The sequence below is a fragment of the Streptomyces sp. Y1 genome, from assembly GCF_041053115.1.
GTDB lineage: Bacteria > Actinomycetota > Actinomycetes > Streptomycetales > Streptomycetaceae > Kitasatospora > Kitasatospora rubellomurina.
The window spans coordinates 287,108-312,905 of the sequence record NZ_CP163445.1 but is presented as its reverse complement, the minus strand read 5'-3'; the positions used below and the strand labels follow the sequence as shown (position 1 = coordinate 312,905).

Annotated in this window: 26 protein-coding genes; 16 read left to right on the top strand and 10 right to left on the bottom strand. The window is 75.7% G+C overall.

The genetic code is table 11. The annotated features are described in order from the left end of the window. Positions 1 to 30 precede the first annotated feature (30 nt). Complete coding sequence (locus AB2U05_RS01245) at positions 31 to 2,388, bottom strand: glycosyl hydrolase family 18 protein (protein ID WP_369182140.1); 2,358 nt, start codon at positions 2,386 to 2,388, stop codon at positions 31 to 33. A gap of 329 nt (positions 2,389 to 2,717) precedes the next feature. On the opposite strand from AB2U05_RS01245, the gene AB2U05_RS01240 reads away from it, so the two are divergent. The 3 genes from AB2U05_RS01240 to AB2U05_RS01230 all read left to right on the top strand — a co-directional run bounded on the left by AB2U05_RS01240 (position 2,718) and on the right by AB2U05_RS01230 (position 4,822). Further along, complete coding sequence (locus AB2U05_RS01240) at positions 2,718 to 3,359, top strand: class I SAM-dependent methyltransferase (protein ID WP_045703657.1); 642 nt, start codon at positions 2,718 to 2,720, stop codon at positions 3,357 to 3,359. Further along, complete coding sequence (locus AB2U05_RS01235; protein ID WP_369182139.1) at positions 3,356 to 4,048, top strand: hypothetical protein; 693 nt, start codon at positions 3,356 to 3,358, stop codon at positions 4,046 to 4,048. Before AB2U05_RS01240 ends, AB2U05_RS01235 begins: the two co-directional genes overlap by 4 nt. Before the next feature lie 186 nt (positions 4,049 to 4,234). Continuing rightward, on the top strand, positions 4,235 to 4,822 hold the full coding sequence (locus AB2U05_RS01230) for a TerD family protein (RefSeq protein WP_045703660.1): 588 nt from the start codon (positions 4,235 to 4,237) through the stop codon (positions 4,820 to 4,822). A gap of 74 nt (positions 4,823 to 4,896) precedes the next feature. Here the strand turns inward: AB2U05_RS01230 and AB2U05_RS01225 are convergent, their stop codons facing one another. Then, positions 4,897 to 6,336 carry a lytic transglycosylase domain-containing protein gene (locus tag AB2U05_RS01225; protein WP_369182138.1) on the bottom strand — a complete coding sequence of 480 codons (1,440 nt, stop codon included), beginning with the start codon at positions 6,334 to 6,336 and terminating at the stop codon, positions 4,897 to 4,899. 504 nt (positions 6,337 to 6,840) lie between these two features. Between AB2U05_RS01225 and AB2U05_RS01220 the strand changes: the two genes are divergently transcribed. Further along, positions 6,841 to 7,224, top strand: coding sequence for a hypothetical protein (locus AB2U05_RS01220; protein WP_157882260.1), 384 nt, complete (start codon positions 6,841 to 6,843; stop codon positions 7,222 to 7,224). Positions 7,225 to 7,270: 46 nt separating this feature from the next. Then, a complete protein-coding gene (locus AB2U05_RS01215) occupies positions 7,271 to 7,564 on the top strand; it encodes a hypothetical protein (protein ID WP_369182137.1) in 294 nt (97 codons plus the stop codon). Here AB2U05_RS01215 and AB2U05_RS01210 read toward each other — a convergent pair. From AB2U05_RS01210 to AB2U05_RS01200, 3 genes are all read right to left on the bottom strand, one after another. After that, the gene (locus AB2U05_RS01210) at positions 7,561 to 9,126 is read right to left on the bottom strand and encodes an alpha/beta hydrolase (protein ID WP_244179029.1); all 1,566 of its coding nucleotides are present in this window, start codon (positions 9,124 to 9,126) and stop codon (positions 7,561 to 7,563) included. The two genes, AB2U05_RS01215 and AB2U05_RS01210, sit on opposite strands and share 4 nt — an antisense overlap. A 160-nt stretch (positions 9,127 to 9,286) precedes the next feature. Next, entirely contained in the window at positions 9,287 to 9,925 is a 639-nt protein-coding gene (locus tag AB2U05_RS01205; RefSeq protein ID WP_045703665.1) for an NAD(P)-dependent oxidoreductase, read from the bottom strand. Between the two features lie 95 nt (positions 9,926 to 10,020). After that, on the bottom strand, positions 10,021 to 10,983 hold the full coding sequence (locus AB2U05_RS01200; RefSeq protein WP_369182136.1) for an EamA family transporter: 963 nt from the start codon (positions 10,981 to 10,983) through the stop codon (positions 10,021 to 10,023). A 110-nt stretch (positions 10,984 to 11,093) separates the two neighbouring features. On the opposite strand from AB2U05_RS01200, the gene AB2U05_RS01195 reads away from it, so the two are divergent. Together AB2U05_RS01195 and AB2U05_RS01190 are read left to right on the top strand one after the other, a co-directional pair. Beyond that, on the top strand, positions 11,094 to 11,603 hold the full coding sequence (locus AB2U05_RS01195) for a MarR family winged helix-turn-helix transcriptional regulator (RefSeq protein WP_045703670.1): 510 nt from the start codon (positions 11,094 to 11,096) through the stop codon (positions 11,601 to 11,603). Positions 11,604 to 11,684: 81 nt separating this feature from the next. Beyond that, positions 11,685 to 11,876: a hypothetical protein gene (locus AB2U05_RS01190; protein ID WP_369182135.1), complete on the top strand. Its 192-nt coding sequence runs from the start codon at positions 11,685 to 11,687 to the stop codon at positions 11,874 to 11,876. Between the two features lie 24 nt (positions 11,877 to 11,900). On the opposite strand, the gene AB2U05_RS01185 is transcribed toward AB2U05_RS01190, so the two are convergent. Continuing rightward, positions 11,901 to 12,746: a methyltransferase domain-containing protein gene (locus tag AB2U05_RS01185; protein ID WP_369182134.1), complete on the bottom strand. Its 846-nt coding sequence runs from the start codon at positions 12,744 to 12,746 to the stop codon at positions 11,901 to 11,903. Here AB2U05_RS01185 and AB2U05_RS01180 point away from each other — a divergent pair. Continuing rightward, positions 12,745 to 14,316: a PLP-dependent aminotransferase family protein gene (locus AB2U05_RS01180; protein ID WP_369182133.1), complete on the top strand. Its 1,572-nt coding sequence runs from the start codon at positions 12,745 to 12,747 to the stop codon at positions 14,314 to 14,316. The genes AB2U05_RS01185 and AB2U05_RS01180 overlap by 2 nt on opposite strands. Before the next feature lie 19 nt (positions 14,317 to 14,335). Here AB2U05_RS01180 and AB2U05_RS01175 read toward each other — a convergent pair whose 3' ends face one another. Next, the gene (locus AB2U05_RS01175; RefSeq protein WP_369182132.1) at positions 14,336 to 14,734 is read right to left on the bottom strand and encodes a hypothetical protein; all 399 of its coding nucleotides are present in this window, start codon (positions 14,732 to 14,734) and stop codon (positions 14,336 to 14,338) included. Positions 14,735 to 14,974: 240 nt separating this feature from the next. Between AB2U05_RS01175 and AB2U05_RS01170 the strand changes: the two genes are divergently transcribed. From AB2U05_RS01170 to AB2U05_RS01155, 4 genes are all read left to right on the top strand, one after another. Beyond that, positions 14,975 to 15,997 (top strand): glycoside hydrolase family 3 N-terminal domain-containing protein, encoded by a 1,023-nt coding sequence (locus tag AB2U05_RS01170; protein WP_369182131.1) that lies wholly within the window; start codon positions 14,975 to 14,977, stop codon positions 15,995 to 15,997. A gap of 216 nt (positions 15,998 to 16,213) precedes the next feature. Beyond that, positions 16,214 to 16,675 carry a hypothetical protein gene (locus tag AB2U05_RS01165; RefSeq protein ID WP_369182130.1) on the top strand — a complete coding sequence of 154 codons (462 nt, stop codon included), beginning with the start codon at positions 16,214 to 16,216 and terminating at the stop codon, positions 16,673 to 16,675. A 247-nt stretch (positions 16,676 to 16,922) separates the two neighbouring features. After that, positions 16,923 to 17,267, top strand: a complete 345-nt coding sequence (locus tag AB2U05_RS01160; protein ID WP_045703701.1) for a helix-turn-helix transcriptional regulator — start codon at positions 16,923 to 16,925, stop codon at positions 17,265 to 17,267. 56 nt (positions 17,268 to 17,323) lie between these two features. Then, on the top strand, positions 17,324 to 17,533 hold the full coding sequence (locus AB2U05_RS01155) for a DUF6126 family protein (protein ID WP_045703682.1): 210 nt from the start codon (positions 17,324 to 17,326) through the stop codon (positions 17,531 to 17,533). Between the two features lie 10 nt (positions 17,534 to 17,543). Here the strand turns inward: AB2U05_RS01155 and AB2U05_RS01150 are convergent, their stop codons facing one another. Further along, positions 17,544 to 20,066: a cytochrome P450 gene (locus AB2U05_RS01150; protein ID WP_369182129.1), complete on the bottom strand. Its 2,523-nt coding sequence runs from the start codon at positions 20,064 to 20,066 to the stop codon at positions 17,544 to 17,546. A gap of 672 nt (positions 20,067 to 20,738) precedes the next feature. On the opposite strand from AB2U05_RS01150, the gene AB2U05_RS01145 reads away from it, so the two are divergent. Continuing rightward, the gene (locus AB2U05_RS01145; protein ID WP_045710884.1) at positions 20,739 to 21,173 is read left to right on the top strand and encodes a hypothetical protein; all 435 of its coding nucleotides are present in this window, start codon (positions 20,739 to 20,741) and stop codon (positions 21,171 to 21,173) included. 460 nt (positions 21,174 to 21,633) lie between these two features. Next, entirely contained in the window at positions 21,634 to 22,305 is a 672-nt protein-coding gene (locus AB2U05_RS01140; protein ID WP_369182128.1) for a hypothetical protein, read from the top strand. Positions 22,306 to 22,348: 43 nt separating this feature from the next. On the opposite strand, the gene AB2U05_RS01135 is transcribed toward AB2U05_RS01140, so the two are convergent. Further along, a complete protein-coding gene (locus tag AB2U05_RS01135; protein ID WP_369185872.1) occupies positions 22,349 to 22,957 on the bottom strand; it encodes a lytic transglycosylase domain-containing protein in 609 nt (202 codons plus the stop codon). A gap of 145 nt (positions 22,958 to 23,102) precedes the next feature. Further along, on the bottom strand, positions 23,103 to 23,321 hold the full coding sequence (locus tag AB2U05_RS01130) for an antitoxin (protein ID WP_369182127.1): 219 nt from the start codon (positions 23,319 to 23,321) through the stop codon (positions 23,103 to 23,105). Between the two features lie 260 nt (positions 23,322 to 23,581). Here AB2U05_RS01130 and AB2U05_RS01125 point away from each other — a divergent pair, with 260 nt between their 5' ends. After that, a complete protein-coding gene (locus AB2U05_RS01125; protein WP_369182126.1) occupies positions 23,582 to 24,175 on the top strand; it encodes a DUF6542 domain-containing protein in 594 nt (197 codons plus the stop codon). After that, positions 24,168 to 25,781 (top strand): LCP family protein, encoded by a 1,614-nt coding sequence (locus tag AB2U05_RS01120; RefSeq protein ID WP_045702292.1) that lies wholly within the window; start codon positions 24,168 to 24,170, stop codon positions 25,779 to 25,781. The genes AB2U05_RS01125 and AB2U05_RS01120 overlap by 8 nt, the downstream gene beginning before the upstream one ends. Positions 25,782 to 25,798: the final 17 nt, after the last annotated feature.

Sequence of the window (25,798 nt, the reverse complement as noted above, 5' to 3'; positions counted from 1 at the left end):
CGCGGGCCGCCGTCGTTCGTGCGTGAGCCGTCAGCGCAGGGCGGCGTCCATCGAGTTGAGCATGGTGCCGGAGGCGTCGTCGTTCTCCAGGGAGAAGGCGAACAGGCCGCCCAGCCCCTTGGTCCTGGCGTAGGCCCCGCGCGCCTGGACGGCCTGCGGGGTGTCGCCGGTCCAGAAGTTGGTGCCGTCGTAGACCCAGCTGCTCCCGGTGACCGGGTCCCAGTGGGTCTGCGCGGCGCTCGGGTTGAGCTCCTTCCAGGCGGCCAGCCCGGCCTCCTGGCTCAGCGGCTTGGCCGGCGTCGGGCCGGTCGCGCTCTGGTACAGGCCGTAGTTCGAGCCGGCCGGGACGCCCGTCCAGCCGCGCCAGTAGAACGGGATGCCGAGCACGATCCGGTTCGCCGGGAAGCCGCCGGGGATGCCGTACTCGGGCAGGCCGGTGGTGTACGCGGCGAGCGTGGTGTCGACGTTGTACTTGAGCGTGCCGGGCTTGATCGGCGTGGTCGGGTCGGCGGGGCTGTCGTGCAGCGGATCCTGGTGGTTGGTCGGGCCCTTGGCGTCCCAGGCGCCGTGCATGTCGTAGGACATGACGTCCGCGTAGTCCAGGTAGGCGCCGATCTTGTCGGTCTCCAGCTGGGCGATCTTGTCCTGGCCGCTGGGCAGCGCGGCGCTCAGCAGGTAGCGCTTGCCCTGGGCGGCGCCGAGGGCGTCCAGCTGGGTGCGGAACTCCTTGAGCAGCAGGGTGAAGTTCTGCTTGTCGGCGGGGGAGTAGTGGTTGCCGGTGTGGCCGCCGGCCGAGCCCGGGTACTCCCAGTCGAGGTCGACGCCGTCGAAGATGCCCGCCGCCGAGGCCGGGCCGCCGGAGGCGTCCCCGGCGACGCCGGTCGGCAGGTTGCCCTTGAGGAACATGTCGAGACAGGAGGAGACGAAGGTCTTCCGGGAGGCGTCGGTGGCGGCCGCGTCGGAGAAGTACTTGGAGTACGTCCAGCCGCCGATCGAGATGGTGAAGCGCAGGTTCGGGTACTTGGCCTTGAGCTGGCGCAGCTGGTTGAAGTTGCCCTTGAGCGGCTGGTCCCAGCCGTCGGTGCTGCCGTCCACGCTGGTGCCGGAGCCGAAGCCGCTCTGGTAGTCGGCGTAGGCGTCGCCCGCGCCGTCGCCGGCGTTGGGGTCGGACTCGTTGGCGGAGTCGGAGGCCTTCACCGCCTGGAAGCAGGTGAGCTTCGTCGGGTCGATGTTGGCGAAGGCGTAGTGGATGACGTCCAGCTTGTTCGCGGCGCCGCTGCTGTCGACGTTCTTCGGGTAGTAGGCGTTCTCGTAGACGCCCCACTGGTCGAAGTAGGCCGAGCGGACGGGCTGCTGGGCGGGCGCGGCGGCGGTCGTGGTGCTCACCGGCGCGGACTGGGCGGAGGCGTGGCCGCCGGAGTAGCCCTGGACGCTGAAGGTGTAGGCGCGGCCGGGCAGCAGCGAGCTGACCGCGACCGAGGTGCCCATCGAGGTGGCGACAAGCTGCCCGTTGGACCACACCTTGTAGGCCACCGGGCCGTCCCCGGTGGAGAGGGTGGACGGCTGCCAGTTCAGCACCACGGCGCCGGCGGTGACCTTGCTGACCGTCAGGCCGGTCGGGGTGGTGACCTTGCCGTCCCCGGCCGGGCCGCTCGCGGTGGCCGTCGCGGTCGGCGAGGCGGTCGGGCTCCCGGTGGCGGTCGGACTCGCGGTCGGGCTCCCCGTGGCGGTCGGACTGGTGGAGGCCGTGGGGCTGGTGGACGCGGTCGGGCTGGCCGTGGCGGTCGGGCTGCCGCTCGCCGTGGGGCTGGCGGAGGAGGTCGGCCCGGCCGGGCCGGTGAGCGTGAGGTCGTCGGCGCCGTAGGTGCCGGTGCCGTACCAGCCGTGGGTGTAGACGGTGACCGAGGTGGTGCCGGCGCCGGTGGTGAAGGTGCTGCTCAGCGGGCTCCAGCCGGTGCCGCCGGGCGTCCAGGACGAGGAGTCGACGCCGGCGCCGGTGGCGCCCAGGTAGACGTAGCTGCCCTGCACCCAGCCGGACAGCGTGTACGTGGTGTTCGGCTGGGCGGCGACGGTCTGCTGACACTGCGCGGTGTCGGAGCCGGACGCGGCGCCGCTGAGCGCGTGGCTCCCGCCGTGCACCGGGGTGGTGACGACGGAGCCGTTGGCGCACGTCCAGCCGGCCAGGGTGCCGGTCTCGAAGTCGCCGTTGACCAGCAGGTTGACCGGGGCGGCCGAGGCCGGGCCGAGCGAGAGGGCCAGCGCGGCGCCACTGGTGGTGAGGGTGGCGGCCAGTGCGAGGGCGGTGGCCCGGCGGCGCCGGTCGGCGCGGCGCCCGGCGGGCGCGCGGGCGGGCAGGCCGGGCCGCGGGGGCATGACGCGGTCGTGCATGCGGGGTGTCCTCCGGATGTGTGGGGGTTCCGGCGGTGCGTGGCCCGGACGGGCCGAGGGAGCCGCCCCGGGCGCGGTGGGGGCGCACGGGCGGGGTGGGGCGGGTGTCGCGTGCTGACGAACGGTGCGCGGACACGGCGGGCCGGCCGGCCCGGTCGTGCCACGACAGAACAGATTGGACTGGACCAATATTCGCCGTCAAGAGTGCCGGCCGGTCCGGCCGTCCGTGCCTGACCAGGTGTCCACCCGCCGGACCGGGCCGGACCGGCGCCTCCGCCGCCCGGTAGGTTGACCCGTACCGAGCAGGCCCGCCGAACGGAGGAGGCGCCATGGACAGTCAGGACTGGGACGACCGCTACGCCGCGAGCGAACTGGTGTGGGGCGCCGAGCCCAACCGGTGGGTGGTCCGCGAGCTCGCCGGGCTCACCCCCGGCCACGCCCTCGACCTGGCCGCCGGCGAAGGCCGCAACGCCATCTGGCTCGCCGCCCGGGGCTGGCACGTCACCGGCCTGGACTTCTCCGCCGTCGCCCTGGAGCGCGCCGAACGGCTCACCGCCGAACTGCCCGACGAGGTCGCCGACCGGCTCACCTGGCGCCACGGCGACGCCCGCGCCCTGGAGGCGCCCGCCGGCGGCTACGACCTCGTCCTGGTCGCCTACCTGCAGCTGCCCGCCGAGGACCGCCGCACCGCCCTGCGCCGCGCCGCCGACGCGCTCGCCCCCGGCGGCACCCTGCTGGTCGTCGGCCACGACCTGACCAACCTCGCCGAGGGCGTCGGCGGCCCGCAGGACCCGGCCGTCCTGTTCACCCCCGACGACGTCCTCGCCGACCTCGCCGGTCACGGCCTGCGCACCGTCCGCGCCGAACGCGTCCACCGGCCGGTCGGCGCCGACCCGGGGCACCGCGAAGGCGGCACCGGCGGGCGCGACGCCATCGACGCGCTGGTCCGCCTGGAGCGGGGTGCCGCATGAGCGGAGCCCTCACGCGTCAGCCACTGACCCGGCGCATGCTGCTCACCGGCCTGGCCGCCGCCGCCCCGCTGGCCCTCGCCGGCTGCTCCTCCGACGACCGGAAGGACCGGAGCGACAAGAAGGACAAGAAGGGCAAGGACGCCCCGGTGGCCAAGGCGAGCGACCCCGGCCACGAGGCCTTCGTGATGATCGTCCGGCACGGCGAGAAGCCGTCCGGCGACACGCCCGGTCTGGACGAGAACGGCAAGCACGACGCCAAGTCCCTCACCCAGCGCGGCTGGGACCGCGCCAAGGCGCTGCCCGGCCTGTTCACCCCGCCCGCCGTCGGGCTGCGCACCCCGGCCAAGATCTACGCGGCCACCGACCAGGGCCCGCTGGCCGGCGGCCACCGGATGCGGCAGACCGTCACCCCGCTCGCCGCCGCGCTCGGGCTCACCGTCGACCTCGGCTACGCCGAGTCCCAGGAGAGCGAGCTGGCCACCGCCGCCCTGGCCGGGGCGCAGCCGGTGCTGATCTGCTGGGAGCACTCGCGCATCTCCCGGATCGTCGAGGCGCTCGGCGCCGCCGGCAGCGGCGCACCCGCCGCCTGGCCGGACCGGTTCGACCTGGTGTGGGTCTTCTCCCGGCCGGCCGGCGGCGCCTGGACCTTCCAGGAGGTGCGCCAGCACCTGCTGGAAGGCGACGCCTGACCCGCCTGCGGTCGGCCGGGGCCGGGCGCGGTGCGGTCCGATCGAGGCGGGAGCGGTCGGGAGCGGTCGGGAGTGAGGCGGGGGCGGTCGGGGGGTAGGGTCCGGGAAGGGCCGTCCGATGATCGAATCGTCTCAACGGTGCCGTGGATCCGCGGCAGTCGGCGGCAGGAACGAGGAGGGCGCGGGATGAGCGTTTCGCTGGCCAAGGGGCAGAAGATCAGCCTGGAGAAGCCGGGCGGTGGGCAGCTGAGCGTGGTCCGGATGGGCCTCGGTTGGCGGGCCGCGCAGCCCAAGGGGTTCTTCGCCAAGCTGCTCTCCGTCGGCCAGGAGATCGACCTGGACGCCTCGGCCGTGCTGTTCTCCCAGGGCCGCCCGGTGGACGTGGTGTTCTTCCAGCACCTCACCAGCAACGACGGCTCCGTCCGGCACAGCGGCGACAACCTGGTCGGCGGCGCCGGCGACCAGACCGACGACGAGTCGATCACCGTCGACCTGACCAGGATCGCCGCCGAGGTCGACCAGATCGTCTTCACGGTCAACTCCTTCACCGGGCAGACCTTCCAGGAGGTCGAGGCGGCCTTCTGCCGCCTGGTCGACGAGACCACCGGCGCCGAGCTCGCCCGCTACACGCTGACCGGCGGCGGGCCGTACACCGCGCAGATCATGGCCAAGGTGCAGCGCACGCCCGGCGGTTGGCAGATGGCCGCGATCGGGCAGCCGGCCAGCGGACGCACCTTCCAGGACCTGATGCCGGAGCTGGTCAAGCACCTCTGAGGCACGGACGGCGAAGGGCCCGGCCGCGTGGCAGCGGTCCGGGCCCTTTCGCCGTGCGTGCGGCGGTGCTCAGCTCACTTCGTCGGCGTGGCCGAGGGCGAGAGCGAGGCACTGGGCGTGGCGCTCGCCGTCGCGCTCGGGCTGGTCGTCGTGGTGGGCGTGGCGGTGGCGGAGGGCGTGGCCGTGGCGGTCGGGCTCGGGCAGCCGGTGGGCGTGCTCGGGGTGCCGCCGGGCGTGGCGGACGCGGTGGCGGACGGCGTGCCGCTGGGCGTCGCGGTCGGGCTGGTCGTCGTGGTGGGCGTGGCGGTGGCGCTGGGCGTGGCGGTCGGGCTCGGGCAGCCGGTGGGCGTGCTCGGGGTGCCCGAGGGCGTCGTGGTCGCCGTGGCGCTCGGCGACGGGCTGCCGCTCGGGGTGGCCGAGGTGCTGGCGGACGGCGAGGGCGAACCGGACGGCGTCGGCGTGGTGCTGGGCGTGGGCGTGGTGGTCGGCTGGGCGGAGGGCGAGGGCGCCGCGGTCGGCGTCGGGCTCGGGGTGGCGGAGGCGGTGGGCTGCGGCGCCGGCGCCGCGCCCGTGGTGCCGTCGTCCGAGCCGGTGCCGCTGCCGGCGGGCCGGGCGAACGGGGAGGGCAGCGGGAGCGGGGCGGGGCCCGTGCCGTCCGGGACGGTGCTGACCGTGCCGCTGCCGAAGTGGGCCATCCAGTTCTTGACGGTGCGCAGGTACTCGGCCGAGTTGTTGTAGCTGAGGATCGCCCGGTCGAGCTGCGCCGGGTCGGAGAGGTCGCGCCCGCCCGCGCACAGGTAGCGGCCGGCCGCCTCGGCGGCGTCGAAGATGTTGTTCGGGTCGGCCTTGCCCTTGCCGGTGGTGTCCACGCCCCAGGTCTCCCAGGTGGACGGGATGAACTGCATCGGCCCGACCGCGCGGTCCCAGCGGGCGTCGCCGTCGTAGCGGCCGCCGTCGGTGTCGGGTATCGCGGCGAAGCCGTTGCCGTCCAGCACCGGGCCGAGGATCGGGGTCAGGGTGGTACCCGCGGCGTCCACCCGGCCGCCGTTCGCCTGCCCGGACTCGACCTGGCCGATCGCGGCCAGCAGCTGCCACGGCAGGTGGCAGCCGGGCGAGCGCTGCGCCAGCGAGGCCTCGGCCTGGCGGTAGGCGGCGAACACGGTGGCGGGCAGCGAGGCCCCGGTGGCGGTGAACGGCCCGGCCACGGGCGCCCCGGGCAGGCCGGGCAGCGCGGGCAGGGTGCCGGGCGGCTGCGGCAGTTGGACGGTGCCGCCGCCGTCCGCCGGGACGCGGGTGCCGTTGCCGGGGGTCGTGGAGCCCGGGAAGTCGCCCGGGGCGGGGGCGGCCGTGGAGGAGTCGGCCGCCGCGACCGGGGCCAGCCCCAGGCCCGTCACCTGGGAGCCGGTCAGTGCGGCCAGCGCGGTGAAGGCCGCGGCCGTACCGGTGACCCGCTTGCCGAGCCTGACCTTGCGCCCGCCTCCGGCGCTGCCGAGACTGCCGAACTTCGCCGCCATGTGATGCCCCTCCCCGTTGCCCGCCCGGTCCTCTCCGGAACGGTCGAGCCGTCGTCATCGTGCCGGGCCGCAGGCAGCCGGCACCCTCCGCCGGATGATTAGTATCACGACCATCCGACAGCGGCGGAGCGCCCGCGGTGAACTTCCGGCGCGGTGGCCGGGGTGCGCGGCCCAGTTTTTCCCATGTCCCGTCAAGAGAGCGTTAGTTGCCCGGGGGCGCAAGGGCGGTGGGCCGGGCGCTCCGGTGGGCGGGAGGGCGGCCCGGGGCGCGGAGGTGGTACGTGCGCGTCGTTCCGGGCTCCCCGGCGGCGCCCGCCGACGGCGGCGTGACCTGCCCGGATGCCCGCCGCCCCGCCGGCCGTCCCTAGCAAAACGGTGGCCCCGGCGCCAGGGGGCGGCCCCAACTCGCCCCTGGACGGGTGACGTTCCGGTGAAAGTGGGCATGCCAGCACCCGGTGCCCGGCAAGCTGAGGCCCGATGACGATGCGGATGGAGGACCGGACCGTGAGTGCGAACCTGCCGGAGACCGTGGCGGAGGGGGCTGTCGTCCTGCCGGCGCCTCCCCGGGTCGTGGACGATCTGGCCCGGGACCTGACCCAGGCCGCCGCGGCCGTCCGGGCGGTCTCGCGGATCTGCCGGGGCGGCGGGGACGTCTCCGTCGCCGCGTACACCGCCGTGGTGTGCACCGGGCGTTCGGCCGCCCGCGCGCTGGAGGAGGCGGCCGCCTGGTGCCGGCAGGCCCCCGAGGCCGAGGTGCACTCCCTGGCCTGGGCCCGCGTCCCCGGCCACCGGGAGGACGTCCACGAGTACCGCGTCACGCTGGCCGTCAGCTTCCCCGACGAGGAGACCGGCGAGCACACGGGGGACACCCACCTCTCCTGCCGCTGAGGAGCGGACGGGCGCCTCGCGCCCCGGAGGCCGTACCATCGCACCCATGGTCGATGGGGATACGAACCAGATGAGCGGGAACGCGCCCGAAGCGGCGGAAGACGGCGGCGGCGCACCCGAGTTGTCGCGGCCCGCCGCCGTCGTCGCCACCGTCCTGGCCGCCGTGTGCGGGGCCGCGGTGGTGCTGGCGTTCGTCAGCTGGTTGGGGTGGAGCGTCCCGCTGGTCGGCGTGCTGGTCGCCAAGGGCGGGATCAAGCTGGCGGTCGGCGGCTTCGCCGGGCTGGCCGCCGCCTTCGCCTGGCTGCGCACCCGGCTCCGCGCGCCGAAGCGGACGGACTAGGTCCTCTCCGGCCAACCCGCCTGCGGGGCGGGGCAGGTGAGGTCGTGCTCGGGGGCGCGGTCGGCCAGCAGGTATTGCTCGACCACGTCGGTGACACAGGTGTTGGCCGTCGGGTACTGGCCGTGGTCGCCGTTCCCGGTGACGGTGACCAGCCGGGAGCCGCGCAGCGCGCGGTGCGCCCCGAGGGCGGCCTCGTAGTACGTGGCGGGGTCGTGCACCGAGTTGAGCATCAGGGTGGTCGGCAGGTGGGCGCCGGTGATCTTCACCTTGGGTGCCGGGTCGGTCGGCCAGGCGGCGCAGACCGCGCTGAACGCGAGGGTGCGCGCCCCCACCAGCGGGTAGCGGGCGGTCAGTTCGGCGCCGCGCTCGACCCAGGTGTCCATGTCCCGGGTCCACGGGGTGTCGGAGCAGGTCACCGAGAAGTACTCGGCCAGGAACTCGGGGCTGAGGTACTGGCCGAAGACCTTCCCGGCCACCGCCTTGGCCGCCGGGGTGGCGGTCCGCCAGTCGTCGACGGCGGTCAGCGCCTCCGCCAGGTAGGGGAAGTTCTCGGCCTCGTAGATCACGTTGATCGCGCCGTTGTCCAGCTGGTTCGGGGCGATCGTCAACGGGCCGTCCACGATGGGCCGGTCGTGCAGGGCGGCGCGGACCCGCTCCCAGTGCGCCTGGACCTGCTCGGCCGTCGAGCCCCAGTGGTAGGTGGCGTCGCGGGCGGCCAGCCAGGGTACGAAGTCCTCGTCGAAGCGACGCTGGAAGCTCATCGGCTGGCCGAGTTCGAAGCGCTCCCAGGTGCCCTCGAAGCCGATGTTGCTGTCCAGCACCATCCGGTCGACCCGGTGCGGGAAGAGGGCGCCGTAGTAGGCGCCGAGCATCGAGGCGTAGGACGGGCCGTCGTAGCTGAGCTTGCGCTCGCCGAGCAGGGTGCGGAACAGGTCGATGTCGTGCGCGGCCTGCCCGGTGTTCAGGAACGGCAGCAGGTCGCCGCTGTTCTTCCGGCAACTGTCGGCGAGCTTGCGCGAGTTGGCGATGACCCGGTCGATCGCCTCGGGGGACCGGTCGCGGTAGTCGCCGGCCAGGAACTCCTGGAACTCCGCCGGGGTCTGGCACACCGCCCTGGTGCTCTCGCCGGTGCCGCGCTGGTCGAAGCCGACGATGTCGTAGGCGGCGGCGACGGCGGGCGCCTTGGCGGCCAGGCCGGCCGGGCGCGTCTGACCGTTCTGGGCGCCGGGGCCGCCCGCGGCGATCATCAGGGCGCCCTTGCGCTTGGCCGGGTCGGTGGCGCGGTGCCGGGAGACGGCGATGCTCAGGTCGGCCCCCGCGTCGGGGTGCTGCCAGTCCCGCGGGACGGCCATGGTGGCGCACTCGAGGGTCGGCTGCGTGGCGCAGGGGTGCCAGTTCAGCGTCTGCGCGGTGTAGCGGGCCGGCACCGGCCGGGCGTCGCCGGGGTCGCGGCCCTGGTCGCGGCTGTCGGCGTGGGCGGTGGCGGGCGCGGCGAGGCCGGCGAGGACGGCGGCGGCGACGGCCAGGGCGGCGCGCCGGCCGCGGGATGCGGTGGTGTTCACGGGAACGATCCTTCCCGGAGCGGTCCTGACGGTCGATCAAGCACGCGCCCCTCTTGGGGGTGGTGCTGGGTACACCCCCTCCGGGTGCGCACGCCGGGGCGGCCGGTGGGGACCCGGTGGGTGGCGGCCCAGGGCGGGTTCCGGCCGACCGGCGCCGGGTTCAGTACGCGGCGGTGAAGCGGGCGCGGCGGTGCGCGGGTCGCTCGGCCTCGTCGAGGAGGGCGACGGCCAGGTCCTCCATGGAGATCGCGGAGTTCCCGTCCTCGTCGACGAGCAGTTCGTCCCGGCCGATCCGGAACCGGCCGGTACGCTCGCCGGGCTCCAGCAGCGCGGCGGGGCTCAGGTACGTCCAGTCGACCTCGGAGTCGGCGCGGTAGAGGTCGAGTTGCTCGCCGCAGGCCAGCGCGATCGGCCGGATGTCGGCCGGGAAGCCGGGGTCCTCGGCGACGGTCATGCCGCCGGCGCCGGGGACGGTCAGGCTGCCCGCGCCGCCCACGGCGAGCAGCCGCACGCCCGTCCCGGCGAGGCCGGCCAGCAGGCCGCGGGTGGCGGCGGGCAGTTCGTGCTCGCTGCCGGGCGCCGGCCGGGTCGCGGTGATCACCAGGTCCTGTCCGGCGGCGGCCCGGGAGACGGCCTCCGGGTCACGGGCGTCGCCCACGGCGATCGCGACGGCCGCCGGCAGGCCGTGCGGCTTCGCCCGGTCCCGTACGACGGCGGTGACCTCGTGGCCGCGGGACAGGGCCTCGGTGACGACGCGGCTGCCGACGCTGCCGGTGGCGCCGAAGACGGTGATGCGCATGGGTGTGCTCCTTGTGTCAGGGGTGGTGGTGCGGGCAGGAGGTGGTGGTGCGGGCGGGTGGTGGTGGTGCGGGCAGGAGGTGGTGCGGCGGGGGCTCAGGCGCCTTCGCGGACGGGCTGCGGCGCGTCCGCGGCGCCGGGCGCGGGTGCGAGTCCCGGTACGGGGCCCGCGGGTTCCGGTGCGGGCGGGGGTGCGGCCGCGGCGCGGGGCCGTTGGGTCTGGGCCGCGATCAGCGAGCCGAGCACGATCAGCGCGCCGAGCGCCTGCAGCGGCGAGAGGTCCTGCCCGAGCGCCAGCCAGCCGAGCGTGGTGGCGACCACCGGGCTGAGCAGCGAGAGGAAGGAGACCGAGGTCGGCGGCAGGGCGCGCAGGCCGCGGAACCAGAGGGCGTAGGCGACCGCGGCGCCGATCAGGCCGAGGTAGGCGTAGCCGAGCAGGTTCTGGCCGGTCAGGTGGGAGGGCGGCGGGCCCTCGACGAACAGGGTGACGGGTACGAGCATCAGTCCGCCGGCGGTGAGCTGCCAGCCGGTGGTGGCGAGCACCGGTGCGGGGGAGGTCCAGCGCTTGGAGAGCACCACGCCGGTGGCCATGACCACGGCGCCGCCGAACGCGGCGGCCACCCCGATCATGTCGAGCTGGGCGTTGGCCCGCAGGACCAGCAGGCTGACGCCCACGACGCCGGCGATCCCGGAGAGCAGCGTGCGCAGGGTGAGCCGGTCGCCGAGCAGGGCGGCCGAGAGCCCGGCGGTGACCAGTGGTTGGACGGCGCCCACGGTGGCTGCGACCCCGCCGGGCAGGCGGTAGGCGGCGACGAACAGCAGGGCGAGGAATATCCCGATGTTGAGCGCGCCGAGCACGAGCGAGCGCCACCACCAACTGCCCTTGGGCAGGCGGCGGGTGAGGGCGATCAGCAGCAGGCCGGCGGGCAGGGCGCGCAGGGTGGCGGCGAGGAGCGGGCGGTTCGGTGGCAGGTACTCGGTGGTGACGAGGTACGTCGATCCCCAGACCGCGGGGGCGACGGCGGTCAGCAGCACGATACCGAGGCGTTGTTTTAGCACTAAGCCAATGTATCTCAGCGCTAAGGCATTTTCCACAGGGTTGCCCCTGTGTGGTGGCTCACAGTTACCTGAGCGCTAAGGAAACGCCGGGTGTCGCCTACCCTGGTGCCGTGACAGATCATGTGGACCGCGTCGTCGCGCAGTGGGGTGCCGAGTGCCCCGACCTGGACGTCTCCCCGATGGAGGTGTTCGGCCGGCTCAAGCGCCTGCACCGGCTGGTGACCGGCGAACTCGACCGGACCTTCGCCGCGCACGGCCTCGACGCCCCCTCCTTCGACGTCCTCGCCACGCTGAAGCGCAGCGGCCCGCCCTACCGCCTCACCCCCACCGGCCTGATGCAGTCCGCGATGGTCACCTCCGGCGCCATCACCCAGCGCCTCGACCGCCTGGAGGCCCGCGGACTGGTCACCAGGACCCGCAGCGACCTGGACGGCCGCAGCCGCGAGGTCGCCCTCACCCCCGAGGGCCACGCCCTGATCGAACGCGCCCTGCCCGACCACCTCGCGACCGAGCGCCGCCTCCTCGCCGGGCTCGACGAGGCCGGCGCCGCCGCCCTGGTCGACGGCATGCGCGCCATGCTCACCGCCCTCGGCGACGTCAACGGCCCGCCGGAGCGGTAGCGGGACCGGGCCCGGGTGCGGTCCCGTCCGGCCGGGTAAACCCGTTGCCCGGCCGGACGGACCTCCCCTTGGATGGGCGCCATGGAAGACCCGATCTGGACCGCCCTGCAGGCCGAGACCCGCGACGAGGTGGACGACAACCTGCGCCTGCGCCGCTTCGTCATGGCGATGAAGGTGATCCGCGACGCCTCGCCCGCGCCGGTGCCCGGCCTGGCCGCCTGCTCGGACCTGGTCGCCGCGCGGTACGAGGAGCTCGGCCTGGGCCGGCCCTGACGGCGGCGGCCGGACGGTCCCAGGTCACGGGTTCACCGCGACCGCCTTGAAGAAGGTGTAGTGGAACGTCCCGCCCGGCCCGGCCGTGCGCCGCAGGTCGGCCACGCCCCGGTCGAACTCCTCCGCCGTGGCCAGTCCGGCCGCCAGCGCGTCCGCCCGTACCGCCTCCACCATCGCCACGAAGGTCCGCCGGGTGAAGCCCTCCGCCAGGCCCGGGCGCCCCGCGTCCGCGTAGACCGTGCGCGGACGGACCACCGGCTCCGCGAAACCGGCCGCCGTCAACAGCGGGTGCAGCCGTCGCCCGATCAGGGCGTCCCCGCCCGCCGCGGCCTGCAGCCGCACCAGGTGGCCGATCACGCGGTGGGCGGCCGGGCTCTCCGGGTGGAACAGCGCCGAGCCGTGGTCGCCCTCGATCACCGTGATCGTCCCGCCCGGCCGCAGCACCCGGCGCAGCGCCGCCAGGGCGGCCACCGGGGCGGCCAGGTGCTCCAGCACGAAGCACACGAAGACGTGGTCGAACGAGCCGTCCGGGAAGGGCAGTTCGTGCAGGTCCCCGTGGTGCCAGGACACCTGCGCGCCGGGCGCCTCGGCCGCCACCCGGGCGCGGGCCTGCGCCAGCGACTCCGCCGACAGGTCCGCCGCCGTCAGCAGCACCCCCGGGCTGCCGGCCAGCAGGTGCACCGTCTGCGCCCCCACCCCGCAGCCCGCCTCCAGCACCCGGCTGCCCGCCGGGTACGCCGTGTCGGCGTGCAGCAGCCGGGCGAGGGTGTCGGCCTGGTCGCCCAGGCGCAGCGCCTCGCGCTCCGAGTAGCCGTGGACGTAGCGGTGGTCGTGCTCGGTGGTCTTCGGTCCTGCCGTTTCCGTGGTCATGGCTCCACCCTCGCGCCACTATGGACCGGTGAACAGGTCCAAAGACGTGGCATACGACAGGTCCAAAGACGCGGCACCCGACAGGCCCGAACCCGCCGAGACCGGCGCCGACTTCCTCCAGCTCGACCCCGCCGAGGCCCCGCCCGGCGGCCTCACCGACTGGCTCGCCCGCCGACTGCGCGAGGCCGTCGCGGACGGACGCCTCCCGGCCGGCAGCCGGTTGCCCGCCAGCCGGGTGCTCGCCGCCGAACTCGGCGTCTCCCGTGGGGTGGTGACCGACGCCTACCGGCGCCTCGCCGAGGAGGGGCAGGTCGACGGGCGGCGGCGGGGCGGCACCGTCGTCGTCGCCCCGGCCGTGCCGGCCGCCCCGGCGCCCGCCGTCGCGGCAGGGCCGGCGCCCGTCCGTCCCGCCGCCGAGCTCTTCCGCCCCGACCCCGGCCCCGAGCTCTTCGACCGCCTGCGCGCGGCCCCCGCCCGGATCGACCTCACCCCCGGCCTGCCCGACCTCGCCGCCTTCCCCCGCACCGCCTGGCTGCGCGCCGAACGCGCCGTCCTCGACGGCCTCACCGCCGCCGACCTCGGCTACGGCGACCCGCGCGGCACCCCCGCACTGCGCCGGGCCGTCGCCCAGTGGCTGGCCCGCAACCGGGGCGTCCGCGCCGACCCGGACGAGGTGCTGATCGTCGCCGGCGCCGCCCAGGCCCTCGCCCTGCTCGGCCAAGCCCTCGCCCGGGAGGGCGTCACCGAGGTCGCCGTCGAGGACCCGGGATCCCTCGGCACCCGGCAGCACCTCGCCCACTGGCTCGCCGCCGCGCCGCCCGTCCCGGTCGACGCCGAGGGCATCCGGGTCGACGCGCTGCGCGCCACCGGCGCCCCGGCCGTCCTGGTCACCCCCGCCCACCAGTTCCCGACCGGCGTCGTCCTCGGCGGCGAACGGCGGCGCGAGCTGCTCGGCTGGGCGGCCGACGGCGGCCTCGTCCTGGAGGACGACTACGACGCCGAACACCGCTACGACCGCCCGCCGGTGCCCGCCCTGCGCGCCACCCTGCCCGACCGGGTCTGCTACCTCGGCAGCATCTCCAAACTGCTCGCCCCCGCCCTGCGCACCGGCTGGCTGCTGGTCCCCGCCCGGCTGCGCCAGGCCGTGCTGGAGGCCAAGCGCTACGCCGACCTCGGCAACCCGGCGCTGCCTCAACTGGTGCTCGCCCGGCTGATGGAATCCGGCGAACTGGAACGCCACCTCCGGCTGCTGCGCCGCCGCCACCGCCGCCGCCGGGACGCCATGATCGCCGCGATCCGCACCCACCTCCCGCACGCCACCGTCCACGGCGCCGCCGCCGGACTGCACCTGATGCTCACCCTCCCGCCGGAACCCGCCCGCACCGACGTGGACCTGGCCGAAGCGGCCCTGTCCCACGGCGTCAAGACCCACCCCCTGACCTGGCACGCCCGACTGCCCTCCCCACCCGGCCTGGTCCTCGGCTACGCGGCGACCCCGCCGGGCGACATCACCGAAGGCATCGCCCTCCTGGGCGACGTGGTCCGGCGCACGGGTCGACGGCCGTCGTAGCCGGGTGCGTCCTCGGTGGCTACCCGGCCGCTCCGGGCTGTGGCCAGGCGGCGGCGGTGCGGGTCAGTTCGGCCTCGTACTGGGCGGCGTCGAAGGTGTACTCCAGCGGCCGGGTCGCGTCGGCGGGGAGCTCCCAGTCCGACCAGAGCACGACGTCGGCGATCCGCCGGATCACCGCGGACAGGTAGCCGCAGCAGCCGCCGGTGCACTCGGGCTCGCCCAGGACCACCCGGCGGGGCTCCTCGGTGGCGCGCAGCGGGGAGGGGCCGTCGGGCGGGAAGAGCAGCACGGAGGAGGGGCCGCGGCCGTCCGTGCCGGGGCCGATCGACTCCTCGACGACGTCCTCGCCGTTGACGAGGAAGCGCACCTGGGAGGAACGGCGGTCCGTCACCACGCGGAGTTCCAGACGATCGAACATCGGGCCAGCCTATGCCGGGGCGCCGCGCGGCGTACTGCCGGGCGGCGGGCCCGCCCGGCTACGCTGGCCGCGCCCTGGACGCCGAAGACCGGCGAACACCCCCGTGGAGGCGTGATGGTCCCGTTCCGGCGTGCGGTTCAACTCGGGCTGGCCGCCCTGGTGCTGGGGGCCGCGCTCGGTCCGGCGCCGGCCGGGTCGGCGGCGGTGCCGCGCAGGGCACCCGGTGAGAGGAGTGCGGCGATGACCGGCCACCACCCGGACTCCCGCACGCTCGCCGGGCGGCGGATCGTGCTCTCCTACCCGGGGCCGACTCCGCCGCCCGAGGCGCTGGGCGCGATCCGGGAGGGCCGGGCGGCCGGGGTGATCCTGTTCGCCGAGAACGTCCGCAGCCCGGAACAACTCGCGCGGGCCGTGGCGGACTTGAAGCGGGCGGCGGCGGAGGCGCCGGAGCCCCGGGCGCTGCTGCTGATGACCGACCAGGAGGGCGGCAAGGTCCGCCGGCTGCCGGGCGCGCCCGAGCTGTCCGCCCGCCGTACGGGCCTGGCGCCGGATCCGGTCGCCGCGGCCGTCGCCTCCGGCACCGGCGCCGCCGGGACGCTCGCCGACGCCGGGCTCAACGTCAACCTGGCGCCGGTGCTCGACGTCTACGACGCCCCGGACGACTTCATCGACCACTACGAGCGCTCCTACGGCCAGGACCCTTCCAGGGTCGGCGAGTTGGCCACCGCCTTCCTCGCCGCCCAGCAGGACCTCGGTGTCGCCGCGACCGCCAAGCACTTCCCGGGGCTCGGCGCGGCCGCCCGCGACGAGAACACCGACGCCCGCCCGGTGACCCTGCCCGTCCCGCTGGAGCGGCTGCGCGATCGCCACGAGGCGCCGTACCGGGCCGCCATCGCGGCGGGGGTGCGGCTGGTGATGACCTCCTGGGCGGTCTACCCGGCGCTCGACCCGGACCGCCCGGCCGGGCTCTCGCCCGCCGTGGTGCAGGGCGAGCTGCGCGAGCGCCTCGGCTTCGACGGCGTGACCGTCACCGACGCGCTGGAGGCCGGGGCCCTCGCCCCGTACGGCGGCACCGGTGACCGCGCGGTGGCCGCCGCCGGGGCCGGGATGGACCTGCTGCTCTGCTCGGCCCGCGACCCCCGGCAGGGCGCGGAGGCCGCCGAGGCCCTGGCGGCCGCCCTGGACTCCGGCCGGCTCGACCCCCGCGCCTTCGCCGCCGCCGTCGACCGGATCGACCGCCTGCGGGCCGACCTGGGGGAGTGAGACGGCGTCGGCCGCTCGCCGGGGCGGGTTTGCGTCATCGAAGGCCAGATTTCGGTCGGGTCGGTGATTCGAAGGGCAAATCCGGGTCGCGGCAGATGAATCGCATGGCAAAGTCGTGGTCGTGGCACCTGTGAAATGTCACATGTGCCATGTCGATGATGGTCGAACGTCGAGAACCACCTCGAACCGACCCCTGACGCCCCTGAAGGAGAAGCCGTGAACCGCATCACCCGACTCGCGGTCGGCGCCGCCGGTGCCGCCGCCATGCTCGCCGTCCCCGCACCCGCACTCGCCCAGCCGGGGGCGGCCGCCGCCGCCACGGTCACCACCTGCGGGTACTCCGGCCTCCAGGCCGGTCTGGGCACCAAGGTCTGCGCCGACGTCACCGGCGGTAGCGTCGTGATCTACGGGCAGATCGGTCTGGCCGGCCCGCCCTCCCCGGACACGCCCTGGCCCCCGGCGCCGCGCGAGCTGATCACCAGGCTGTCGGCGGAGGTCGTCGGCGGCCCGTCGCTCGGCTCGGTGTCCGGGCGGACGGTGTTCACGGTCAGCACCGTGCGGGTCGACGGGATCAGTGCCACCGTCGCGTGCGGCTCGGTCGTGCACGCCACCTTCGCGCTGGAGGCGGTCTGGCCGACCTTGGGTCCGGTCACCGCGGACGTGCCGGTGAACTGCTGACGGCACGTCACCCTGACGGCCGGGCCCGTGAGTTGGCAGACTCCCGGGCCCGGCCCTCGGCATTCTCCGCGCCGGTGGCCGGCCGGCGTCCGCCGCCCGGCCGTCACCCTCCGCCGACCGGGTCGCTCCGGAGCGCTGTGACGACTTGAAGAAATCTTCATCTGTCGCGATGATGCCTACCGTCCGGGGCGGGCACCCGCCCGGCCGGACGACCACCGAACCCGGACCAGACGGAGAGATGCGGACGATGCCGGTCCCGCTGTACCAGGCGAAGGCGGACTTCTTCCGCACCCTCGGCCACCCGGTCCGCATCCGGGTCCTGGAACTGCTCCAGGACGGGCCCCGCCCGGTGCGCGAGCTGCTGGCGGAGATCGAGGTCGAGCCGTCCAACCTCTCCCAGCAGCTCGCCGTGCTGCGCCGCACCCAGCTGGTCACCGCCACCCGCGAGGGCAACACCGTGGTGTACGCGCTCAGCACTCCGGACGTCGCCGAGCTGCTCCGTGCCGCGCGCCGCATCCTGACCGACCTGCTCACCGACCAGGGCGCGCTGCTCTCCGAACTGCGCGCCTCCGGCGGCCGGTCGCCCCGCTGAGCCCGCGCCCGCGCACGAACCGGCCGACCGAGACCCACCCGAGGAGAACCCCCGCCATGAGCGACAGCACGACCGGCAGCGCGAGCGAGAGCAGCGGCGCGAGCCGGGGCGACGGCGCGAGCCGGCCCGGTGGCGCCGCCGACAGCACGAACGAGGAGAAGGCGCGCCGCAAGCAGATGCTGATCCGCGCGGGCATCTACATCTTCGCCACGCACCTGTTCGCCGGGTTCGTGCTGCTGCTCTTCGCCCTCGGCGACCGCAAGTAGCCCTCGGGGCTCAGCGGTACCGGCGGGTGGTGGCGGACCAGATCCGCACGCCGTCGACCAGCTCCCGGGTGCCGTCGAGGTACCAGCGCCCCTCCGGGTGCCGCCGCACCAGCTCGGCGCGCAGCGTCTCGCTTTCCTCGCGCAGCCGGGCGACCCGGGCGCGGACGGCCCGGACGGCCCGCCGCCGGGTGCAGCCGAGGGCCCGCTGCACGGTGTGGACGGTGTTGAAGGCGGGTGCGCTCTGACGCTCCTCGCGCTCCAGCGAGTGGAGGTCGTTGATCAGCGTGGCGGCGTCGGCGGTGGCGGCGCGCAGCCGGTGCAGCGCGGGGTCCGCGTGGAGGGCGGCGGGGGCGTCGGCGCCGTGGAGTCGTTCCAGTATGTTCATGAACGGGTAGAGGCAGCTGCCGTGGCGGCGCAGTCGCACGGTCTCGGCGAGCCCGAGGGCCGGCACGGTGCCGCCGGCCCGGTGCCCGGCCTCGGCGGGGAAGGTGGCCAGGCAGGCTTGCCAGTCGCGGGCGGCGCGGGCCCGCCAGGCGGGGGTCGCGGCGGCGGTCTGCCGGTGCCACAGCTCCTGCCAGGCGGCGAGCAGCGGGGAGCGGCCGGCGGCGTCGGCCTCGCCCCCGTCGTCGGCCTCACCCCAGTCGCCCGTCTCGTCCCGCGCCGTTCCATCCCGTGCGGCTTCGCCCCGGTCGGTCTCGCGCCGCAGGACGGCGAGCAGCGGGTCGACGAGGGCGCGCGCCTCGGCCGGGCGGCGTCCGGGCGGGCCGTCGAAGCGGTCGTCGAGGATGGTGAACCAGCCGAGCACGTCCACCAGCAGGTCGAGCTCGGTGCCCCGGGCGCGCGGGTAGGCGTGGCCGATCAGCTCGTGCAGCGCGTACGCCCGGTATCCGGGCAGCTCGGCCGGGGTGAGCAGGCCGTGCCGGAGCACCCAGTCGGCGTGCCGGTCGGCGGCGCGCGCCAGCTCCGCGGCCGGTCGGGGCGCGGCGGGGGGCGGCGTGGCGAAGGCCGGGGGGACGGGGGCGGCGACCGGGTCGGGCGTGGCCCGGGCGGCCGGGACGGCGGTGGCGAGCGGGCCCGCGGCCACCGGGCCGCCGCCCTCGCCCGGCCGGGCTGCCGCGCGCGGCGCCAGCCGTACCCGCAGCCCCTGCGCCTGGACGGTGGTCCAGACCACCTCCCGGGCTCGCGCCCCGGGCACCGCCACCGGGCGCCAGCGGCGCAGGATGGCGGCGGCCGCGACCGTCAGCTCGGCCCAGGCGAAGGCCTCCCCGACGCACTTGTGCTTTCCGGCGCCGAACGGCAGGAAGGACGGCCGCCCCACGCCGCCGGGGGCGTCCTGCCAGCGCTCGGGGCGGAAGGCCAGCGGGTCGGGGTAGCGCTCGGGGTCGCGGTGCAGGGCGGTGAGGCTGTACAGCAGCTCGGTGCCCGCCGGGATGCGGTACGGGCCGAGGTCGACGGGCACCCCGGCGGTGCGCATCAGGAAGGCGTTCGGCGCGTGCAGCCGCAGCACCTCCTGGGCGACGGCGCGGGTGTACGTCAGCCGGGCCAGCGCCTCGGGGGTGGGGGCGGTGCCGGCGGGCAGGTGCCGGTCGAGTTCGGCGAGGATCCGGGCCTCGACCTCGGGGTGGCGCAGGAGTTCGTCGAGCAGCCAGGTCAGGGTGGTGGAGACGGTCTCGGTGCCGGCGCCGAACATGGTGATCGCCTCGGAGCGGACGTCGGCCTCGGTGAGCGGGCGTCCGGTGGCCGGGTCGGTGGCGGCGCGGAGCAGGGCGGGCAGGGTGCCGGGCGCGGGGTCGCCCGGCCCGCGCCCGTTGACGGCCTGGTCGACGACCTGGTTGAGGGCCCGGACGGCGGCGTCGAAGCGCCGGTTGACGGGCAGCGGCAGCCGGCCGAGCGCCGGGTGGGGGTAGAGGGACTGGACGATCTGGCCCTTCACCAGGTCCGGCAGCGCGCGGTGGAAGGCGAGAGCGGCGTCCTCGCTGAGCCGGGCGTCGAACAGCGAGCGGGTGACGATTTCGAGCGCCAGGTGGTTCATCTCCCGGGCGACGTCGAGGACTTGGCCGGGGCGCCAGCGTCCGGCCCGCTCCTCGGTGACCTGGTGCATCACGGCCAGGTAGCCGGCCATCCGGTCCGGCCCGAAGGCGGGCTGGACGATCCGGCGGCGGTCGCGGTGGGCCCGGCCCTCGGACATCAGCAGGCCGTCGCCGAAGGCGGTCTTGAGGGTGTCCTGGACGGCGCCGCGCGGGCAGTCGTGGGCCAGCGCGACCAGCAGGGTGTGGACGAGCCGGGCGTCGGTGACCACGCAGACGCTGCGCGGGCCGAGCCGGATGCGGACCACGCCGCCGTGCGGGGCGAGTGAGCCGAGGAAGCCGAGCGGGTCGCGCAGCAGCGCGGCGGCGTGGCCGAGGCCGGGCAGCGCGCCGGGGGCGAGCGCGGGGAGGGCGGGCCTGCCGGCGGCGGGCGGGGCGGTTCTCGGAGGGACGATTCCCGGCCGTGGACAGTGGCGTGGGGTCTCGGTCTCGGTCTGCAGGGACATGACACTACCTCTCGGGAGATGGACCGGTGCGGGCGGTGCTGGGGGCGGCGCCGGCGCCGGTCGGAGGGCGGGGTCGACCGGCTCGGACCCCGCGTGCGTCCTGCCTGGAGGGCGCACGCCATGGCAAACGCGCCGGTTCCGAGGTCGTTGCGCGGTACCACGGTGGATCACTCCAACGGTCGATCGCCCGGGGCCGCGCCGGCCGGGCGAGGACCGTCGCGCTGACCTGCGCCGACACCCGCGCGCGGGGCCCGCGCCCGGGGCCGGGGGCAGGGTCTTTCGGCCCTCGCCGCACGGCCGTGCGAGGGCCAGCATGGTGTATCGGAGAAGGAGGAACCTGATGACCCGTCCGCGCCACCGGCCGGCCCGCCCCACCTCGCCGGGGCGCCCGACCCGGCCGGGGCCGCGCGCCGGCTCGGCGGCCGCCCGTTCGTCCGCCGCACCGACCCCGACGGCGGCCGTGCCCGGGTGCTCCACCGGCGCCACGGCGGGCATTACGGCCTGATAACGCCGGTAGCGGACGCCACTTGTGGGGCAGGGATCACCTCGGCACCCCGCTGATCCACCGCACCGAAGGCCCGCACCGAAGGCCCGACGAGAGCACCGCACGCACCGAACGCCCCCGCCGAACGCCCCCCACCGGGCCCCACGCCGAGACAGAGGAACGGGACCATGGACTGCGACGACGTCATGCTGACCGTCCGGATCACCGCCGCCGAGCGGGCCCTGCTGCGGGACCTCGCGCGCGCCCACGGCGGCGACGTCTCCGAGGTGGCGGTGGACGGCCTGCTGGAGGTCGTCCCCGCGCTGCACGACGACGGCTCGCTGCTGCCGCTGCAGCGCGTCCTGGCCCGGCCCGCGCCCTGCGCCGTCACCCTGTGGCTGCCCGCGTCCGTCGCCGACCTGCTGCCGCTGCTCGCCGAGCGGCTCGGCCGCACCGGCGGGCCCGCCGCCGCCGCGCCCAGCGGCGCGCTCTCCGCCGCGCTGCGGCTCTGGCTCGCCGGGGACCCGGCCGTGCTGGCCGCGGGGCTCGGCAGACTGCACGGCGGGTGCGTCGCCGGCGCCCGGCCGGTGGCGGCGCACCCGGGCGTCCGGATCGCGGCCTGACCGGTACGGCTTGCTGACGTCACGTCAACAGCCTTTCCGGGTCGGCGCGTTCGGAATCCGCATCCATCTCGCCGCGGCTCTGGTCAGAGCCCGCCGGGAGGTCTAGCATTCCGGACACGACAGCCGGAGCCGCCGCCCCGGGACTCCGGCCGGGTGGCCATCACCACCTCCTGCCGGGGAGCGCACACCCCCCGAATGCGCTCCCCGGCACCTTCGCGTTCCGGGCCGGTGTCCGGCCACGGCGCCCCCGTGGCGGCCGTGCGCCGAGCCCGCCGCAAACCTCCGCGACACCTCCGTGACATCTTCCGGACGTCTCCGGGTAACTCCGCGGACCGTTTCCGTTATCCTCGGGCGCCCCCGCCGCTCTCCTGGACGAGCACCGCCCGACCCCGGCGCCCCGCCCTCCCCGCCGCCCCGACGCTCCCGCGCACCGTCCCCCACCCGACGAGGAATGCCCGCCATGCGTACCCGCAAGCTGTCCGCCGCCCTCGCCCTCGCCACGGCGGCCGCCCTGCCCAGCGCGGCCCCGGCCGCGGCCCACGGCGGAACCGTCCGACTCGAACTCTCCGGCACGCCCGGCGGCCACGTCCGCACGCTCGCCACCTGGGCGGACGACCACGACCCGGTCACCGAGGGCTTCACCGGCACGGTCGCCGCGGCCGCCTCGGACGGCCGCACCGCCGGGCCCTGGCGCCTGGTCTCCGTCCCGGACCAGCCCGGCGCGTACGCCACCCGCGAGAGCCTGCCCGCCGGGCACTGGCGGGTGAGCGTCGCCTGTACCTCCCCGGCCCCGGGGCACGACGAGCGCGACCTCGACGTGGACCCGGCGGCGAACGGCGAACTGGCGGCGAGCGGCGCCTCGGGCGGTTCGTCAGGCGATTCGTCAGGCGGGTCGACGGGCGGCTCGTCGGACGGTTCCGCGGACGGCTTCTCGGGCGGTTCCCCGGGTGGGGGCGGCGATCCGGCGCAGACCGTGCCGCGGTCCACGGCGGCCCCCCTGGCCGCCCCCGGCAGCAGGCCCGTCCACGAGACCACCGACGACGCCACCACCTGGGCCGCCATCGGCACCGCCGCCGCGGCCGTCCTCCTCGTCGCCACCGGCCTGTGGCTGCGCCGCCACGCCCGCCCCTGACCGGCGGCCGGACGGCCGGAGGAGGGTGGCGGGAGCCCGCGGGCTACTTCACCGCCGCGCCGGACTTCTCCCAGTTGTCCCGCAGCCGGTCCAGGTACGACTGCGCCTGCGGCCCGATCTTGACGCCCCGGGCGAAGGCCAGCATGTTGCCCGCGCCGGCGTTGTAGCCCAGGGCGAGCAGTTCGTTCCGGGTGAGCGGCGCGGAGGGGTGGGCCGGCAGCTGCGCGGCCAGGTCGTGCAGGTGCCAGGAGGCGGCCTGCACGGCGAGGTCCCGGTCGTCCGGCAGCTCCTCCCACCGGCGGGCGGCGAACGGGCGGCCCGGTTTGGTGTCGTCGAAGGCGGCCCGGTGCATGTTGGCGATGCCGAAGGAGGCATCCGGCTTGCTGCGCTGCCAGGCCCGTTCGAGGTCCGGGTCGTGCGGCTTGTACGACTCGTTGTAGAGGATCGCCATCACCAGCTGCGGGTCGACCCCGGCCTCGGCGGCGTACCGGCGGACGGGCTCCGCGTAGTCGGCGGGGTCGTAGCGCCCGCCGCTGCCCGGCTTGGTGGCCGAGGGGGACGGCGTCGCCCCCGCCGCTGCGGAGGCGGCGGACGGCGTCGGGGTGGAGCTCGCCGCGGGCGGGTCGGGGAGGTGGCCGCCGCTGCGGACGATGCCCCAGCCGGCCGCGGCCAGCAGCCCCACCGCCACCCAGCGGCCCCAGCGCGGCCCCCGCTGCTCCTCGCTCACCGCTGTCGCCCCTCCCCGGTTCGCCGTTCTCCCGTTCGACCGTCGTACGGTCGAACGCGCCCCGCAGTGCCTATTCGGCCGGCTTCTCGGCGGGCTCCTCGGCGCCGTCGAGGTTGCGCAGGAAGTCCTTCGCCTTCTCGACGCCGGTGTCGATGTGCCCGCTGTACTTGCCGTCCGTCTGGCCGTCGATCACGTCGCCGACCTTCTCCAGACCCTGCCCGAGCACATCGCTGTGCTCGCGGGCGAGGTCGGTGGCCTTGTCCGCGAGGTTCTTCAGACTCTCAAACATGGTGACGCTCTGCTCCTCTGTCGCGTTCCTGATGGTGTGCCGACGTGGCGGGGATCATGGTCATCCTAACGACGGCCTCCCGGACGGTCCGTCGCCACCGGGAGACCACGGGTGACTTTGCCGGGATGGGTTTGTATGCTCCAGCCCGATATCTACCGGTCTGTGGAGATGGGGAACCGCCACCAGGACGGACCGTGTCCCGGCATTCGCGGTGGCGGGAAACCGGCCACGGCGGCCGAAAACGATCGAGGGAAGTGCGCATGGCCGGTCAGCGGGCGAGAACGCCGTACCAGGACGCGGGACCGCGCACGGAGGACGCCGCCGTCCCCGCGCAGCGCTCCCGGGCGGCCGGGGCGGCGGGGTCCGCGGACGGCGGCGGCGCGACCGCCGGGCGTGCGGCGCGCGGCGGCCGGGCCGGGGCGTCCCGGCGGCGCCCGCAGCCGACCCGCCGGGGCCGGGCGGCGGCGGTGCTGCTGGCCGCGGTCGGCCTGCCCGTGCTGGGTGGTGCCGCCGACGAACTGGGCGGGCCCGGCGTCGGCCTGCTCTTCGCGGTCGGCGCGGTGGCCGGGACGGGCGCGGCGGCGGCGCTGTGCAGCCGGGCCGGCCGGTGGTGGGTGGTGACCGCCGCGCCGATCGTGGTGCTGCTCGCCGCCTCCGGCGTCGAGTACGTCGCGCACTCCGAGACGTACCGGGGCCCGGGCCTCGGCACCGGCGCGCTGCGCTGGGTGGTCGGCGCGTTCCCGGTGATGGCGACGGCGACGGCGGCCGCCCTGCTGGTGATCGCGGTCCGGGCGGGGCTGGAGCGCCGGCGCCCCGCCGCGGGCGCCCCGACCGGAAGGGGCCGCCGTGGCTGAGCGCAACCGCCCCCGCGGCCGCGCCCCGCGCCGCGGCAGCAACCCGCTGACCCTCGCCGGGCGGACCCTGGCCTGCACCGTCTCGATCGCGGTGCTCGGCGCCAGCGGCTTCACCTGGTACGAGTACCGCAGCCTCGACGACGGCATGGTCAAGTCGGGAGCGCTGGACGAGGCCAGGCGCCACGCGCCGCCGCACCTGGACAAGTCGGTCAACCTGCTGCTGATCGGCCTCGACAGCCGCAAGGACATGGACGGCAACGACCTGCCCAAGCAGTTCGTCGAGGACGAGCTGCACGCCGGCTCCAGCGAGATCGGCGGCTACAACACCAACGCCATGATCGTGCTGCACATCCCGGCCAACGGCGGCAAGGTCAGCGCGCTGTCCATCCCGCGCGACGACTACGTGCAGACCGTCGGCGCGGACGGGAAGATGCACAAGATCAAGGAGGCGTACGGCATCGCCAAGGAGGCCGCCGAGGCGAAGCTCGCCGGCAAGGGGCTCTCCAAGGCGGTGCTGGAGCGGCAGAGCCGGGAGGCCGGGCGGTCGGCGACCATCCAGACCGTGCAGAGCTTCCTGGACATCCCGATCGACCACTTCGCCGAGGTCAACCTGATGGGGTTCTACGACATCGCGAAGGCCGTCGAGCCGATCCAGGTCTGCCTCAACCACCCGGTCGACGATCCGATCGTCTCCCGCACCGCCACCCACGAGGGCGGTGGCACCGGCCTCAAGCTCCCCGCCGGGATCAGCTCCCTCGACGCCGCCCAGGCGCTCTCCTTCGTCCGCCAGCGCCACCACCTCACCAACGGCGACCTCGACCGCACCCACCGGCAGCAGGCCTTCATCTCCTCCGTCGAGTACCGGCTCAAGCAGCAGGGCATCCTGAACGACTTCGGGCAGATGCAGAAGCTGTTCGACGTGGTGAAGAAGGACGTCGTCATCGACAACGAGTGGAACATCCTCGACTTCGCCCAGCAGGCGCCCAACCTCACCGGCGGGAACGTCGAGTTCAACACCCTGCCGATCACCGGGTTCAAGACGGTCGGCGGGCAGGAGGTCAACACCGTCAACCCGGACCTGATCAAGAAGATCGTCCGACAGATCTTCAACCACGAACCGGCGCCCGCCGCACCGGCCACCCCGGCCGACCCCGGCACCGAGGCCGCCGCCTCGCCCACGCCGACGCCCGCGCCCACGGCGACGCCGAGCCCGAGCGCGGCGCCGAAGGCCGTCGTCGACGTCAACGCGGCGGCGGGCGCGGGCGCGGCCGTCACCGAGTCCAAGGCGCTGGCCGAACTCGGCTACCAGGCGGGCAGGATCGGCGACGCGCCGGCCAGGACCAGGGCCACCACGGTCAGTTACGGCAGCGGCGCCAAGGCGGACGCCCAGCAGCTCGCCGCCCGGTACGGGGTGATCGCCACCCCGGCCACCGGCGTCGCCGCCGGCCACATCGTGGTCACCCTCGCCGCCACCCGTACCCCGTCCGCCACGGCCTCCGCCCCCGCGGGCGGTGCCGCGCCGGCCGACCCGTCCACCGACCCGGCGGCGGGCCTGCCCATGCAGGGGCCGGCCGTCAAGGCGGGCGGCATCCCCTGCGTCGACTGACCCCGGTCGGCCCGCGC